Consider the following 13,444-nt stretch of genomic DNA (forward strand, 5'->3'; position numbering starts at 1 on the left):
TGCATCCGCTCAGAACTCAGGTGAAGCGATGCAGGCGCAATTGATCGCGCTCGATTGGGGAACCAGTTCCCTTCGTGCTTATAAACTCGGCCCCGCAGGCGTAGTGCTGGAACAGCGCTCGCTGGCGTGGGGCATCATGCATTTGCCCAGCGAGCCCCGCGACATCGCCGGCGTGCGCTGCAGCGATGGCTTTGAGTTGGCGTTCGACGCGGCCTGCGGGGATTGGCTTGAGGCGCAACCCGACCTCCCGGTGATCGCCTGCGGTATGGTCGGCAGCGCCCAGGGTTGGAGCGAAGCGGCTTATCGCAATACGCCCGTCGACGTCGCCCGCTTGGGCCAGGCGCTGCATAAGGTGCGCAGCCTGCGCGGGGTTGATGTGCATATCGTGCCCGGTGTGATCGAGCAAAACGGTTTGCCCAACGTGATGCGCGGCGAAGAAACCCAAGTATTGGGCGTGCTGCAAGGGTTGGGCGCCGATGTATTGATCGGCCTGCCCGGCAGCCATTCCAAGTGGGTCGAGGTGGTCGATGGCTGCATCACTCACTTCGACACCTTCATGACCGGTGAGCTGTTTGCAGTACTGAGCAAGCACAGCATCCTCGGCCGTACCCAGCAACCGTCCGAAATATTCCAGGCCGAAGCCTTTGACCGAGGCGTGCAAGTGGCGCTCTCCAAAGACGGCCAGCGCGGCGTGCTGTCCACCTTGTTCAGCGCGCGCACCCTTGGGCTCACCGCCGAACTCGCCCCCGACGAACAGCCCGATTACCTCTCGGGTTTGCTCATCGGCCATGAACTCGCCGGCTTGCCCGGCAAGGCCAAACACACGCCGATCATTCTGGTCGGTGCCGCGCCACTCTGCGCCCGCTATCAACGCGCCCTCGCCCTCTGCGGCTTCGCCCACGTCAGCCTGGCGCAGGAAGCCAGCGAACGCGGCCTGTGGCAACTGGCAGTGGCGGCTGGGCTCACTCAACCTGTATCGGAGGCCTGACATGCTCAAGCAAGCACTCGCGCAAAACGGTTTGATCGCCATCCTGCGCGGTATCCGCCCGGACGAAGCCAAGGCCGTTGGCCAGGTGCTGTACGAGGCCGGATTTCGGGTGATCGAAGTCCCGCTGAATTCGCCCGACCCTTACACCAGCATCCGCACCCTGCGCGACAGCCTGCCCGCCGATTGCCTGATCGGTGCCGGTACGGTGTTGCTGCCTGAGCAGGTCGAGCAGGTGAAAGCCGCTGGTGGCCAGGTGATCGTGATGCCCCACAGCGATGCCAAGGTATTGCGCGCCGCCAAAGCAGCGGGCCTGTTCCTTTCACCGGGTGTAGCAACGCCCACCGAAGCCTTCGCCGCACTGGCCGAAGGTGCCGATGTGTTGAAGTTGTTTCCGGCCGAGCAAATGGGCCCGTCGGTGATCAAGGCGTGGCTGGCGGTATTGCCGGCAGGCACGTTGTTGCTGCCGGTGGGTGGCATCACCCCGGACAACATGCAGGTGTTTATCGACGCCGGCGCCAAAGGCTTCGGGCTGGGTTCCGGGTTGTTCAAACCGGGCATGACAGTGGATCAGGTAGCGAGCCGCGCCCAGGCTTATGTCGCCGCCTGGAAAGCCCTGAACTGAATTCAAGTTTCGCGCCCACAGGCGCCGCATCTATAAGAGAGATAACAGATGAAAATCACCAAACTGACGACCTTTATCGTCCCGCCGCGCTGGTGCTTCCTCAAGGTCGAGACCGACCAGGGTGTGACCGGCTGGGGTGAGCCCGTAGTCGAGGGCCGCGCCCACACCGTGGCGGCTGCCGTCGAAGAACTGTCCGACTACCTGATCGGCAAAGACCCACGCAACATCGAAGACATCTGGACCGTGCTCTATCGCGGGGGTTTCTACCGCGGCGGCGCCGTGCACATGAGCGCCCTCGCCGGTATCGACCAGGCGCTGTGGGACATCAAGGGCAAGGCTCTTGGCGTGTCGGTCAGCGACCTGCTCGGTGGCCAGGTACGTGACAAGATTCGCGTGTACTCGTGGATCGGCGGCGACCGCCCGGCCGACACCGCTCGTGCTGCCCAGGAAGCCGTGGCCCGTGGCTTCACTGCGGTGAAAATGAACGGTACCGAAGAATTGCAGTTCGTCGACAGCTTCGAAAAAGTCGACCTGGCTTTGGCCAACGTCGCCGCCGTGCGTGATGCGGTCGGCCCGAACGTCGGCATTGGCGTCGACTTCCATGGCCGGGTGCACAAGCCCATGGCCAAGGTGCTGATGAAAGAACTGGACCCGTACAAACTGATGTTTATCGAAGAGCCAGTGCTCAGCGAAAACTACGAAGCCCTCAAGGAGCTGGCACCGTTGACCAGCACCCCGATTGCCCTGGGCGAGCGCCTGTTCTCGCGCTGGGACTTCAAGCGCGTGCTCAGCGAAGGCTACGTCGACATCATCCAGCCGGACGCCTCCCACGCCGGCGGCATCACCGAAACCCGCAAGATCGCCAACATGGCCGAAGCCTACGACGTGGCCCTGGCCCTGCACTGCCCGCTGGGCCCGATTGCCTTGGCGGCTTGCCTGCAACTGGACGCGGTTTGCTACAACGCGTTTATCCAGGAACAAAGCCTGGGCATTCACTACAACGAGAGCAACGACTTGCTCGACTATGTGAAGGACCCGCGTGTATTTGATTACGACAAAGGCTTCGTGAAAATCCCTAACGGACCGGGCCTGGGTATCGAGATCAACGAGGAATACGTGATCGAACGCGCGGCCATCGGCCATCGCTGGCGCAACCCGATCTGGCGCCATGCCGACGGCAGCTTTGCCGAGTGGTGATAGTTCTCTGAAGAAACCCATTCAAAATGTGGGCGCTGGCGTGCCTGCTCCCACATTGACCGGGTTCTTTCAGCAAGATTTGTCCTCAATAAACATAAGAAGAGGCACCCCCTCATGCACCCTGAATCCTTCACCGGGCAGGCGTCTTTAGTCACGCCTACCAGAAAGCGTTTTTTCATCATGGTGCTGTTATTCATCACCGTGGTGATCAATTACCTCGACCGCAGCAACCTGTCGATCGCCGCCCCGGCGCTGACCAGTGAACTGGGGATCGACCCGGTGCACGTCGGCCTGATCTTCTCCGCCTTCGGCTGGACTTACGCCGCCATGCAAATCCCCGGTGGCTGGCTGGTCGATCGCGTGCCACCGCGCATCCTCTACACCGCAGCACTGCTGTTGTGGTCCATCGCCACCGTAATGCTCGGCTTCGCCGCCAGCTTTATCGCGTTGTTCGTGCTGCGCATGGCGGTGGGCGCGCTGGAAGCGCCGGCCTATCCGATCAACAGCCGTGTGGTCACCACCTGGTTTCCCGAGCGTGAGCGCGCCACGGCGATTGGCGTCTACACCTCGGGCCAGTTTGTCGGGCTGGCATTTCTCACGCCGGTACTGGCTTGGCTGCAGCATGCGTTTGGCTGGCACATGGTGTTTGTGGCGACCGGTGGCGTGGGGATTGTGTGGGCGGTGATCTGGTACGCGGTGTACCGCGAGCCCAAGGATTTCAAAGGCGCGAACGCTGCGGAAATCGAGCTGATCCGTGAAGGCGGCGGGCTGGTCGACATGCAGGAAAAAACCGTCAAGGCGCCGTTCAGTTGGGTCGACCTGGGCATCGTGTTGAGCAAGCGCAAACTCTGGGGGATCTACCTGGGGCAGTTCTGCCTCAACTCCACACTGTGGTTTTTCCTGACGTGGTTCCCGACCTATTTGGTGAAGTATCGCGGCATGGACTTCATCAAGTCCGGCCTGCTGGCATCGCTGCCGTTCCTTGCGGCGTTTGTCGGTGTGCTGTGTTCCGGGCTTTTTTCCGACTGGTTGATTCGTCGCGGCGCGTCGGTGGGTTTTGCACGCAAGCTGCCGATCATTGGCGGTTTGCTGATTTCCACGGCGATCATCGGCGCCAACTATGTGGACTCGACCGCGTGGGTGATTGCGTTCCTGGCGGTGGCGTTCTTTGGTAATGGCCTGGCGTCGATCACCTGGTCGCTGGTCTCGACTCTCGCGCCTGCACGGCTGCTGGGTTTGACAGGTGGTGTGTTCAACTTCATCGGCAACCTGTCGGCGATTGCCACGCCGATCGTGATTGGCTTTCTGGCCAGCGGTGATTCGTTTGCGCCAGCGATTACCTATATCGCGGTGCTGGCGTTGCTTGGGGCGCTGTCCTACATCTTGCTGGTCGGCAAGGTCGAGCGGATCGAGTTGTAAAAAAAAGGGCGACCTCGCGGTCGCCCTCTGCCCTGGGTCATGGCACAGACATTTCGTTGCGGAACACATTCAGCGGGTCCCAGCGCTGTTTGGTGCGGCGCAGGCGGCTTTCGATCATGAGGTCAGGGAAGAAGATCTTGTACCACTGCGGGTTCAGGCCCTTGCTTGGGTCACCGCCAATAAACAGCATGTCGCGGTCCGGGTAATTGATGTAGCACCCCTGGAATTGGGCATTGACCGGAACGCCACTGTCATTGGCGAAGGCTGCGAAAAACAACCCTTGGATCCACTTCTCATGTGCTTGATCCGCCGCGATCTCTTCATCACGCCAATAGCACTGTGGTTGCCACTTCAAGTACGACGAGCGCTGCGCGACTGATGATTCACGGCGGACTGCGGCGCTGGCTTCATTGATCTGCCCACCGAACGACTGGATCTGGATCAGGCTTTGAGTCAGAAATTTCTCAGAGTCATTCCACGTCAGCGTGTCCCAGATCGCCTGCAGCACCGTTGGGGTGAACACGCCTGTCTGGTAAGCCGACTTATACCGGCCACGCTGGTTGGGCCCGGACCCGTTGAGTGTCTGCTGGCAATGCAGCCAATCCATTTGACGTGTGGCCGCCAGCGCCGTCGACAGTGAGTTGATCGTGCGCCCTGCCGGGTTGCTGCGTGGCAGGTGGGTCGTGGGTAGTTGGCTGAGGCATTCGGTGGCGGGAATGCCGATGGCATTGAGCATGGCGGTCACGAAATCATCGAAGGCTGCCCGATCATTCAGCCCGCCATCCTTGTCCACATAATGAACATCCAGGGTGACATTGCCGGTGTTCTGATGGCGCATTTCCAACTTGGTCGCCAGGCCCCAGGTGTCTGGGTGGGCTTGGTTGCGGGCAAACCAGTCCTGATAAGCCGTCAGCAGGTTGTCGAGCGCTGGCTTGGTCAGCAGCGACCAGTCCCACTCCATCACCAGCCACAGCACTTCATTGGGGGCGTCAGGCAAGTCTTCGAAGTAGTAGCTGGTGATAATCCCGAACTGCCCGCCGCCTGCGCCGCAGCACGCGGCAAACAGATCCAGCTCGTCCTGATCTGTGCTATTGCGGGCTACATGCACCGGTATCAGGCCGTCGCCTTGGGCGTTTGGCACGAGCATATCGACACCGCTCAACCAGTCGCACACCAAACCATCCTTGCGCGACAGCAACCCATAGCCGCCCCCGCAGATATGGCCTCCCAGCCCGACCGAGTAACACGAGCCGCCGGGCAGGCTCTTGTTAGCCAATTTGTACAGCGCTACGTAGGCGTCCCAGTTCTGGCCGCCCGCTTCCAGGCGAAAGCTGTAGCGATGAGGTGAGGTGGGTACCAGGTCGGAGCGGATCTGCCCGTTGGCGTCGTACAGCACTTGGTTGAGTTGGCTGATATCCAGAATCGACAGTGCCTCATTGATGCTGTTGGGCATCTTGTTCGACACGAAACCTTCATAGCAATGACCGCCGCTGCGCACGGTGATCCGGCCATTGGGCACCGCCAGCGCCTGAGCGGCTGCGGCGATGATGTCCTGCGGGGTGTAACAAAGGTAAATCAGGTCGGCGCCATTAGGTGCGGATTGACCCTGCACATTGCCCAGTGGCCAGCGCAGGTTGAAGCCTTTTTGTAAGGTTGAGTGGCGGCGGTCCGATGCGGTGATGAGATCAAATGCCATGTTGTACTCCGGGGAGCCAAAGATGACTTCTGATGCGAATAACTTAACGACCGAGAGGCAAGAAATACGTGGCTTGCAGAGGTGGTTAGACGGCAATAGGCATGAAGTGGGTTAAGAGGGGAACGGTGTGTTCCCCTCCAAGCCTAGCGGAAGAAATGCAGCTGTCGCGTGGTCAGTTCAACACGCCATCCAGGATTTCATAAACGACGCCCGTGCCCACGGCGATCAGCACCACATCCGGCCCGGAGCGGCGCCATTCGTAACCCGGGTACACCGGCAGGCGTGCCAGGGCACGGCCGTCAAGGCGTTCGCCGTAGTAGCCACGCGGCAACGGCTGGCCACGCACCAGGCGCACATTCGGCGGTGGCGGTGCGCCACGGGAGAACTGGCCGTGATTGTCGTGGATGATCTGCCGCACCGGGCCGAAATCCTGGGGTGGGCCGCCGCGACGGTTGTCCTGCGGGCCGCGATGCTCGTCGCCACGTTGTTCGTGCTGGCCTGGTGGACCGCCACGGTCAGGGCCGCCTTGGTCGTACGGCGCGGCCTGCACCAGGGCGCTGGCGCCGAGCACCAGCACGCCAAGGCCTGCAATCACGGATTTGGGCATTTTCATCGGGTATTCCTCAGGGCACACACACAAAAAAGGGATCTCGAACGAGGTTCGAAATCCCTTGGTCTTGCTGTTTAGGCTGTGCCCGAGCGGGTTGATTCCTCTGTATCAGGAACTTTACCTACTGGTTACGGGGCCTTTACTTACGGGCGTTACGTACGCCTTCCGACAGCGCCGCGCAGAGGCTCAACACGCCGTCGATGGCTTGTTGGTCATTGCTGGCATTGGCGATGTGATCGATCAGCGCCGAACCCACCACCACACCGTCCGCCAAGCGCGCGATCGCTGCGGCTTGTTCCGGGGTGCGGATACCGAAACCAATGCTGATCGGCAGGTCGGTATGCCGACGCAGGCGAGTCACGGCTTCTTCGACGTGCTCCAGGGTAGCGGCGCCAGCACCGGTCACACCGGCTACCGACACGTAGTACACAAAGCCGGAGCTGCCGTTGAGGACGGTCGGCAGGCGCACGTCATCGGTGGTCGGCGTGGTCAGGCGGATAAAGTCGATACCGGCGGCCTGGGCCGGGTCGCAGAGTTCGCCGTTATGCTCAGGCGGCATGTCGACCACGATCAGGCCATCCACACCGGCTTCCTTGGCGTCGGCGATGAACTGCGGCACACCGTATTTGTGGATCGGGTTGAAGTAGCCCATCAACACCAGCGGCGTGTCATTGTTGTCCTTGCGGAACTCGCGGACCATTTGCAGGGTTTTCACCAGGTTCTGCTTGGCTTCCAGCGCACGGATGTTAGCCAACTGGATCGCCGGGCCGTCGGCCATCGGGTCGGTGAAGGGCATGCCCAGCTCGATCACGTCGGCGCCAGCGGCGGGCAAACCTTTGAGGATGGCCAGCGAGGTGTCATAGCCTGGGTCGCCGGCGGTAACGAAGGTCACCAGGGCGGCGCGGTTTTGTTCTTTGAGTTGGGCAAAGCGAGTTTGCAGGCGGCTCATCAGTGTTTCTCCTGCTTGGCTGGCTCTTGTAGAGAGTTTTCCATATGGTGCATGACGGTCTGCATGTCTTTGTCGCCACGGCCGGACAGGTTGACCACCATCAGGTGATCCTTCGGCAGGGTCGGTGCGCGTTTGAACACTTCGGCCAGGGCGTGGGCGCTTTCCAGTGCAGGAATGATCCCTTCCAGGCGGCAGCATTTGTGGAACGCATCGAGGGCTTCATCGTCGGTCACCGAGGTGTACTGGACGCGGCCGATATCGTGCAACCAGGCGTGTTCAGGGCCGATGCCAGGGTAGTCCAGGCCGGCTGAGATCGAGTGGGCGTCGATGATCTGGCCGTCGTCGTCCTGCAACAGGAAGGTGCGGTTGCCGTGCAGCACGCCCGGCACGCCGCCGTTGAGGCTGGCGGCATGCTTGCCGGTTTCGATGCCGTGGCCGGCGGCTTCCACGCCGATGATTTCGACGCTGGTGTCATTCAGGAACGGGTGGAACAGGCCCATGGCGTTGGAGCCACCGCCGATGCATGCGACCAGGCTGTCCGGCAGGCGGCCTTCCTGGGCTTGCAGCTGGGTACGGGTTTCCTTGCCGATCACGGCCTGGAAGTCGCGCACCATCGCCGGGTACGGGTGTGGGCCGGCCACGGTGCCGATCAGGTAGAAAGTGTCTTCAACGTTGGTCACCCAGTCACGCAGGGCTTCGTTCATTGCGTCTTTCAGGGTGCCGGTACCGGCCACCACCGGGATCACTTCAGCGCCCAGCAGCTTCATGCGGAACACGTTGGCCTGTTGGCGCTCAATGTCGGTGGTGCCCATGTAGATCACGCATTGCAGGCCAAAACGCGCGGCTACGGTGGCAGTGGCCACGCCGTGCATGCCGGCGCCGGTCTCGGCGATGATGCGTTTTTTACCCATGCGCCGCGCCAGGAGGATCTGGCCAATGCAGTTGTTGATCTTGTGCGCGCCGGTGTGGTTCAGCTCTTCGCGCTTGAGGTAGATCTTGGCGCCGCCGCAGAACTCGGTCAGGCGTTCGGCGAAATACAGTGGGCTCGGGCGCCCGACGTAGTCGCGCTGGAAGTAAGCCAATTCCTCATTGAATGCCGGATCAATCTTGGCCGCTTCGTATTCGCGGGCCAGGTCGAGGATCAACGGCATCAGGGTTTCAGCAACGTAACGGCCGCCGAACGCGCCAAACAGGCCGTTGGCGTCAGGGCCGTTGCGTAGATCGGTCTGGGACTGAGTCATGGGACGCTCCAGGAAAGAATCGGTATGAGAAACAATGAGGGCCACTCTACCCCTGACGGCCTATGCTGAAAACCGATAAGATCGCCGTAACCTGTCAGGAAAACTCACAGATGAGCCGAGACCTTCCACCCCTCAATGCCCTTCGCGCGTTTGAAGCCACCGCGCGGCTGAACAGCGTCAGCCAAGCAGCCGAACAATTACACGTGACCCACGGCGCCGTCAGTCGGCAGTTGAAGGTGTTGGAGGAACACCTGGGTGTCAGCTTGTTCGTCAAGGATGGGCGCGGCCTTAAACTCACAGATTCCGGCGTGCGGCTACGGGATGCCAGCGCCGAAGCCTTTGAGCGATTAAGGGATGCATGTGCAGAGCTGACCCAGGCCAGCGCTGACGCGCCCTTCGTGCTTGGCTGTTCAGGCAGCCTGCTGGCGCGTTGGTTGATCCCGCGCCTGGGTCGCTTGAATGCGGACTTGCCGGATCTGCGCCTGCACCTGTCGGCAGGTGACGGTGATCTTGATCCTCGCCGCCCCGGCCTGGATGCGCTGCTGGTGTTCGCCGAACCGCCTTGGCCGGCGGATATGCAGGTGTATGAACTGGCCAGCGAACGCATCGGCCCGGTGATGAGCCCGCGTTTTGCCGGTTACGAGCGGTTGCGCGAGGCACCCGCCGCTGCGTTGTGCGATGAAGCGTTGCTGCACACCACATCGCGCCCGCAAGCCTGGCCCAGCTGGGCGCAGCAACACGGCATCAAGCCGGGCGCGTTGAAGCACGGCCAGGGTTTTGAGCATTTATATTATTTGCTGGAGGCGGCGGTGGCAGGGCTGGGTGTGGCGATTGCGCCGGAACCGCTGGTAGCAGAGGATTTGCGGGCGGGTCGCCTGGTGGCGCCGTGGGGGTTCAGTGAAACCCCGGCGCACCTGGCGTTGTGGCTACCCAAGCGCGCCGCAGACGGGCGCGCCGGGCAACTGGCGCAGTGGCTCAAGGTTGAGCTGTTGCGACAGGCTGATTAGCGGGTAAAAAATCAGTCACCACGTTTGCACAGCAGATAGGCTGCCAGCAGACCCAGTGCGCCGACAGCAACGCCGGCTGTGGTCCATGGGTGCTCTTGCGCGTAGTCACGGGTAGCAACGCTGGTTTCGCGGATTTTGACTTTGCTTTCTTCGTAGGCATCGCTGATCAGATGACGGGAGTGCTTGAGGGCATTCTCGGCATTGCTTTTCAGGGCCTTCAACGTTTTGCGCGACTCGTCGGACGCATCGTCCTTGAGGCTCTCAAGGGACTTGAGCAGGCTCGAAATCTCGGCTTCCATGCTTTCCAGTGACGCTTTGCGTAAAGAAGTGTTGGCCATGTGGACATCTCCTGAAGTGATTGAGTGGCGTGTGTAGATACCGACTGCGGCCTATTCAAAAAGTGCAGTAAATCTGAACTTTCGAGGACGAATCGTCGCCAGAAGCAGTAGGAACATTGACTGCTACGCTCACTAGAGACCTCAGGAGAAACGCCATGTCTGATCATCACACGTACAAGAAAGTCGAATTGGTGGGTTCGTCCACCACCAGCATCGAAGACGCCATCAACAACGCGGTGGCTGAAGCCAACAAGAGCATCAAGCACCTGGAATGGTTTGAGGTGACTGAAACCCGCGGCCATATCGAGAATGGCAAGGTTGCGCACTATCAGGTCACGCTCAAGGTAGGGTTCCGAATTGCCAGCAGTTGATCCTGTGAGTTGAACTTGCTGACTGGCCGATTGCCATAACCTGCGCTACAACGTTGGGGTGCCGATGCGACAGCGTCGGCACGTTCTATTCGATCAGCGTAAGGAAGTAACGGATGAAGAAGTTTCTGTTAGCAGTCGGTTTGTTGAGCATTGCAGGTACAGCCCTGGCGGCGGGCAAGCCATGCGAAGAGCTGAAAAGCGAAATCGCAGCGAAAATCGACGCCAAGGGCGCTTCAGGTTATTCGCTCGAAGTGGTGGATAAAGGCGCTTCTACCGACGCTCAAGTGGTCGGCAGCTGCGAAGGTGGTACCAAGGAAATCGTCTACAAGCGCGGTTAATCTCGTGCTCCAGACATAAAAAACCGACGCGAGTGCGTCGGTTTTTTTTCGCTTCGGGTTTAGCCTTTCATGACTTGCGCGAGCAGCTCGTAGGAATGAATCCGGTCAGCATGTTCGTACAGGTCGCTGGTGAAAATCAGCTCATCGGCGCCGGTCTGCTCGATCAACACCTCCAGCTTGGCGCGAATCTTCGCCGGGCCGCCGACCATCGCCAGGCCCAGGAAGCTGCCGACCGCGTCTTTTTCATGGGGCAGCCACAGGCCGTCCATGCTGTCCACCGGTGGGCGCTGCACCAGGCTTTGGCCGCGCATCAGCGCGAGGATGCGTTGGTACACCGAAGTGGCCAGGTAGTCGGCCTGCTCATCAGTGTCTGCGGCGACCAGCGGAATGCCGAGCATCACGTAGGGTTTGTCCAGCACGGCTGAAGGCTTGAAGTGGTTGCGGTAGACGCGAATCGCTTCATGCATCAAACGCGGTGCGAAATGCGAGGCGAATGCGTAGGGCAAACCGCGTTCGCCCGCTAGTTGTGCGCTGAACAAGCTGGAACCGAGCAGCCAGACCGGCACATTGGTACCGCTGCCGGGCACCGCAATAACCCGTTGGTCAGGCGTGCGTGGGCCCAGGTAGGCCATCAGTTCGGCCACATCGTCCGGAAAATCATCCGCGCTGCCGGAACGCTCACGGCGCAGGGCGCGGGCGGTCATTTGGTCGGAGCCGGGTGCGCGGCCCAGGCCCAGGTCGATACGGCCGGGGTAGAGGCTTTCCAGGGTGCCGAACTGTTCAGCGATCACCAACGGCGCGTGGTTGGGCAGCATGACACCGCCGGAACCGACGCGGATGGTCGAGGTGCCGCCGGCCAGGTAACCCAGCAATACCGAGGTGGCAGAGCTGGCGATGCCGTCCATGTTGTGGTGTTCGGCCACCCAGAAACGGTTATAGCCAAACTTTTCCACATGCTGGGCCAGGTCCAGGGAATTACGCAGCGCCTGCGCCGGGCTGCCGTTGGCGCGCACGGGCACGAGGTCAAGGGTCGAGAATTTTACGTCGGACAGCGATTTCATAAGCCTGCTTCTCCAATGGGGGCGCAGGCTTCTTAGACGAACCAAAACCTGCCGCTTCATGTGCATGGTCTATGCAATGAGGGCATATACCCGAGATTCAATAGCGGAATGGAAATTTCCTACTAAATTGCTAGGTTTCTCCGACAAGATGAACTTTGCCACGCCAACTATCCTCAGAACCCTTACTGAAGCAAAACCACCGTTCGAGGAGACCGCTATGAGTATCGTTAAAAAAGCATCCGCGCATTGGGAAGGTGACCTGAAGACTGGCCTGGGTTCCATTTCTACGGAGACCGGCGTATTGCGTGAAGCACCTTACGGCTTCAAGGCCCGTTTCGAAGGCGGCAAAGGCACCAACCCTGAAGAATTGATTGGCGCGGCCCACGCTGGCTGTTTCTCCATGGCGTTTTCCATGATTCTCGGCGACGCCGGGCTCAAGGCTGACAGCATCGACACCCAGGCTGACGTCACGCTGGATCAGGTCGAGGGTGGTTTTGCGATCACCGCCGTGCACTTGACCCTCAAGGCCAAGATCCCAGGCGCGAGCCAGGCGCAGTTCGATGAGCTGAGCAAGAAGGCCAAGGAAGGATGCCCGGTGTCCAAGGTGTTGAATGCGACCATCACCCTGGATGGCACGCTGGTTAACTGACACAGCAGATCCAATGTGGGAGCTGGCGTGTGTGGGAGCCAGCTCCCACACTTAGTTATGCGTTAAATCAGAACTCGTGTTTCACAAATGTGGTCCTATAGCCATTGCAGCCTTAGCCGCACACTCGTGCGCAATGCATTCAGGGAGCTTCACACATGAAACGTTTTGCCTTGGCGATCATCTGCGGTGTATTGGCCACATCGGCTGTGGCCGCTCCGAAAGATTGTGAAGAGCTCAGGAAAGAGATCGAGGTAAAGATCCAGGCCAAGGCTATTCCCTCCTACACCCTGGAAATCATTACCGCCGAAGAAGCCAAGAATCACGACAGCGCCATGCTTGTCGGTTCGTGCGAAAACGGTACCAAGCGTATCGTCTACCAGAAGAACAACGACTGATCAGATGCAGTTGACGCTGCGTTCTTCCGCGAGCAACTGACGTGCCGAGTCATACAGCCGGATATTAGGTGTGAAGGCCAGCGAGCGCCCTTCCAGCACATAGCGCTGGCCAGCCTGGAAGTGGTCGTATTGCAGGGTCATGAAGCAGGTGCGATACATCATCGAGCTGAGTCCGCCCAGGCCACCGCCTGCGGGCACTTCAAAATCGAAGCGCACCATTAATTCGTGACTGCCGGGCGGCATTTGGAAGTAACGCCCATCATTCAGGTTCTTACCGTCCAAACGCTGTGCCATCACCAGCCTGGACCCCGGCGTCGGCGTCGTGAAATCGACCCAGGCCTGTTGCGGGTCTGCCGGTGGCACAGGGGTTGTGGTGCAGGCACTGAGGAACAGGGCGGCGACGGGAAGCAAGAGCTGACGCATGGCAGGCACTCAACGGGATGAGAGAATTAAGCCTGGCGCCGACGGCAACAGACTCCCTATGAGTATAAACACGTCATGCCATGAAAAAATTCCACGCAGGCGCGATAGTCTGGCGGGCAGATTTCCCAGGAGCGGTCGGG

General features: G+C 60.3%; 16 protein-coding genes. 9 read left to right on the forward strand and 7 right to left on the reverse strand.

The genetic code is table 11. The annotated features are described in order from the left end of the window. The first annotated feature begins 28 nt into the window (after window positions 1-28). The 4 genes from HU722_RS01160 to HU722_RS01175 all read left to right on the forward strand — a co-directional run bounded on the left by HU722_RS01160 (window position 29) and on the right by HU722_RS01175 (window position 4,226). Window positions 29-988, forward strand: coding sequence for a 2-dehydro-3-deoxygalactonokinase (locus HU722_RS01160; RefSeq protein ID WP_065875601.1), 960 nt, complete (start codon window positions 29-31; stop codon window positions 986-988). 1 nt (window position 989) lies between these two features. Then, window positions 990-1,610, forward strand: coding sequence for a 2-dehydro-3-deoxy-6-phosphogalactonate aldolase (locus HU722_RS01165; RefSeq protein ID WP_065875602.1), 621 nt, complete (start codon window positions 990-992; stop codon window positions 1,608-1,610). Window positions 1,611-1,658: 48 nt separating this feature from the next. Further along, on the forward strand, window positions 1,659-2,807 hold the full coding sequence (dgoD, locus tag HU722_RS01170; protein ID WP_012721479.1) for a galactonate dehydratase: 1,149 nt from the start codon (window positions 1,659-1,661) through the stop codon (window positions 2,805-2,807). A gap of 114 nt (window positions 2,808-2,921) precedes the next feature. After that, window positions 2,922-4,226, forward strand: a complete 1,305-nt coding sequence (locus tag HU722_RS01175) for an MFS transporter (RefSeq protein WP_065875603.1) — start codon at window positions 2,922-2,924, stop codon at window positions 4,224-4,226. A 37-nt stretch (window positions 4,227-4,263) separates the two neighbouring features. Here the strand turns inward: HU722_RS01175 and HU722_RS01180 are convergent, their stop codons facing one another. The 4 genes from HU722_RS01180 to trpB all read right to left on the reverse strand — a co-directional run bounded on the left by HU722_RS01180 (window position 4,264) and on the right by trpB (window position 8,722). Continuing rightward, the gene (locus tag HU722_RS01180) at window positions 4,264-5,922 is read right to left on the reverse strand and encodes a BBE domain-containing protein (protein WP_065875604.1); all 1,659 of its coding nucleotides are present in this window, start codon (window positions 5,920-5,922) and stop codon (window positions 4,264-4,266) included. A 172-nt stretch (window positions 5,923-6,094) separates the two neighbouring features. Continuing rightward, window positions 6,095-6,535, reverse strand: coding sequence for an anti-virulence regulator CigR family protein (locus tag HU722_RS01185; protein ID WP_065875605.1), 441 nt, complete (start codon window positions 6,533-6,535; stop codon window positions 6,095-6,097). A 136-nt stretch (window positions 6,536-6,671) separates the two neighbouring features. Then, window positions 6,672-7,481, reverse strand: coding sequence for a tryptophan synthase subunit alpha (gene trpA / locus HU722_RS01190; protein ID WP_065875606.1), 810 nt, complete (start codon window positions 7,479-7,481; stop codon window positions 6,672-6,674). Continuing rightward, complete coding sequence (trpB, locus tag HU722_RS01195; RefSeq protein ID WP_065891274.1) at window positions 7,481-8,722, reverse strand: tryptophan synthase subunit beta; 1,242 nt, start codon at window positions 8,720-8,722, stop codon at window positions 7,481-7,483. Before trpB ends, trpA begins: the two co-directional genes overlap by 1 nt. A 110-nt stretch (window positions 8,723-8,832) precedes the next feature. Here trpB and HU722_RS01200 point away from each other — a divergent pair, with 110 nt between their 5' ends. Next, window positions 8,833-9,729, forward strand: a complete 897-nt coding sequence (locus HU722_RS01200; RefSeq protein WP_065875672.1) for a LysR family transcriptional regulator — start codon at window positions 8,833-8,835, stop codon at window positions 9,727-9,729. An 11-nt stretch (window positions 9,730-9,740) separates the two neighbouring features. Here HU722_RS01200 and HU722_RS01205 read toward each other — a convergent pair whose 3' ends face one another. Further along, window positions 9,741-10,067 (reverse strand): ElaB/YgaM/YqjD family protein, encoded by a 327-nt coding sequence (locus tag HU722_RS01205; protein WP_032885107.1) that lies wholly within the window; start codon window positions 10,065-10,067, stop codon window positions 9,741-9,743. A 155-nt stretch (window positions 10,068-10,222) separates the two neighbouring features. Between HU722_RS01205 and HU722_RS01210 the strand changes: the two genes are divergently transcribed. After that, entirely contained in the window at window positions 10,223-10,438 is a 216-nt protein-coding gene (locus tag HU722_RS01210) for a dodecin (protein ID WP_049710778.1), read from the forward strand. A gap of 113 nt (window positions 10,439-10,551) precedes the next feature. Next, complete coding sequence (locus HU722_RS01215; protein ID WP_049710777.1) at window positions 10,552-10,776, forward strand: DUF1161 domain-containing protein; 225 nt, start codon at window positions 10,552-10,554, stop codon at window positions 10,774-10,776. Window positions 10,777-10,835: 59 nt separating this feature from the next. Here HU722_RS01215 and HU722_RS01220 read toward each other — a convergent pair whose 3' ends face one another. Beyond that, window positions 10,836-11,837 carry an LLM class flavin-dependent oxidoreductase gene (locus HU722_RS01220; RefSeq protein WP_065891272.1) on the reverse strand — a complete coding sequence of 334 codons (1,002 nt, stop codon included), beginning with the start codon at window positions 11,835-11,837 and terminating at the stop codon, window positions 10,836-10,838. A gap of 217 nt (window positions 11,838-12,054) precedes the next feature. Between HU722_RS01220 and HU722_RS01225 the strand changes: the two genes are divergently transcribed. Then, window positions 12,055-12,486: an OsmC family protein gene (locus HU722_RS01225; RefSeq protein ID WP_065875609.1), complete on the forward strand. Its 432-nt coding sequence runs from the start codon at window positions 12,055-12,057 to the stop codon at window positions 12,484-12,486. Window positions 12,487-12,641: 155 nt separating this feature from the next. Beyond that, on the forward strand, window positions 12,642-12,881 hold the full coding sequence (locus HU722_RS01230) for a DUF1161 domain-containing protein (protein WP_049710774.1): 240 nt from the start codon (window positions 12,642-12,644) through the stop codon (window positions 12,879-12,881). On the opposite strand, the gene HU722_RS01235 is transcribed toward HU722_RS01230, so the two are convergent. Next, the gene (locus HU722_RS01235; protein WP_065875610.1) at window positions 12,882-13,304 is read right to left on the reverse strand and encodes a PA0061/PA0062 family lipoprotein; all 423 of its coding nucleotides are present in this window, start codon (window positions 13,302-13,304) and stop codon (window positions 12,882-12,884) included. Window positions 13,305-13,444 lie beyond the last annotated feature (140 nt).

Source organism: Pseudomonas tritici, from assembly GCF_014268275.3.
Lineage (GTDB): Bacteria > Pseudomonadota > Gammaproteobacteria > Pseudomonadales > Pseudomonadaceae > Aquipseudomonas > Aquipseudomonas tritici.

Bases quoted from the DNA above. Each gene is read 5' to 3' on its own strand.
- HU722_RS01160 (WP_065875601.1), top strand. From the start codon at position 29: ATGCAGGCGCAATTGATCGCGCTCGATTGGGGAACCAGTTCCCTTCGT.
- HU722_RS01165 (WP_065875602.1), top strand. From the start codon at position 990: ATGCTCAAGCAAGCACTCGCGCAAAACGGTTTGATCGCCATCCTGCGC.
- dgoD (WP_012721479.1), top strand. From the start codon at position 1,659: ATGAAAATCACCAAACTGACGACCTTTATCGTCCCGCCGCGCTGGTGC.
- HU722_RS01175 (WP_065875603.1), top strand. From the start codon at position 2,922: ATGCACCCTGAATCCTTCACCGGGCAGGCGTCTTTAGTCACGCCTACC.
- HU722_RS01180 (WP_065875604.1), bottom strand. From the start codon at position 5,922: ATGGCATTTGATCTCATCACCGCATCGGACCGCCGCCACTCAACCTTA.
- HU722_RS01185 (WP_065875605.1), bottom strand. From the start codon at position 6,535: ATGAAAATGCCCAAATCCGTGATTGCAGGCCTTGGCGTGCTGGTGCTC.
- trpA (WP_065875606.1), bottom strand. From the start codon at position 7,481: ATGAGCCGCCTGCAAACTCGCTTTGCCCAACTCAAAGAACAAAACCGC.
- trpB (WP_065891274.1), bottom strand. From the start codon at position 8,722: ATGACTCAGTCCCAGACCGATCTACGCAACGGCCCTGACGCCAACGGC.
- HU722_RS01200 (WP_065875672.1), top strand. From the start codon at position 8,833: ATGAGCCGAGACCTTCCACCCCTCAATGCCCTTCGCGCGTTTGAAGCC.
- HU722_RS01205 (WP_032885107.1), bottom strand. From the start codon at position 10,067: ATGGCCAACACTTCTTTACGCAAAGCGTCACTGGAAAGCATGGAAGCC.
- HU722_RS01210 (WP_049710778.1), top strand. From the start codon at position 10,223: ATGTCTGATCATCACACGTACAAGAAAGTCGAATTGGTGGGTTCGTCC.
- HU722_RS01215 (WP_049710777.1), top strand. From the start codon at position 10,552: ATGAAGAAGTTTCTGTTAGCAGTCGGTTTGTTGAGCATTGCAGGTACA.
- HU722_RS01220 (WP_065891272.1), bottom strand. From the start codon at position 11,837: ATGAAATCGCTGTCCGACGTAAAATTCTCGACCCTTGACCTCGTGCCC.
- HU722_RS01225 (WP_065875609.1), top strand. From the start codon at position 12,055: ATGAGTATCGTTAAAAAAGCATCCGCGCATTGGGAAGGTGACCTGAAG.
- HU722_RS01230 (WP_049710774.1), top strand. From the start codon at position 12,642: ATGAAACGTTTTGCCTTGGCGATCATCTGCGGTGTATTGGCCACATCG.
- HU722_RS01235 (WP_065875610.1), bottom strand. From the start codon at position 13,304: ATGCGTCAGCTCTTGCTTCCCGTCGCCGCCCTGTTCCTCAGTGCCTGC.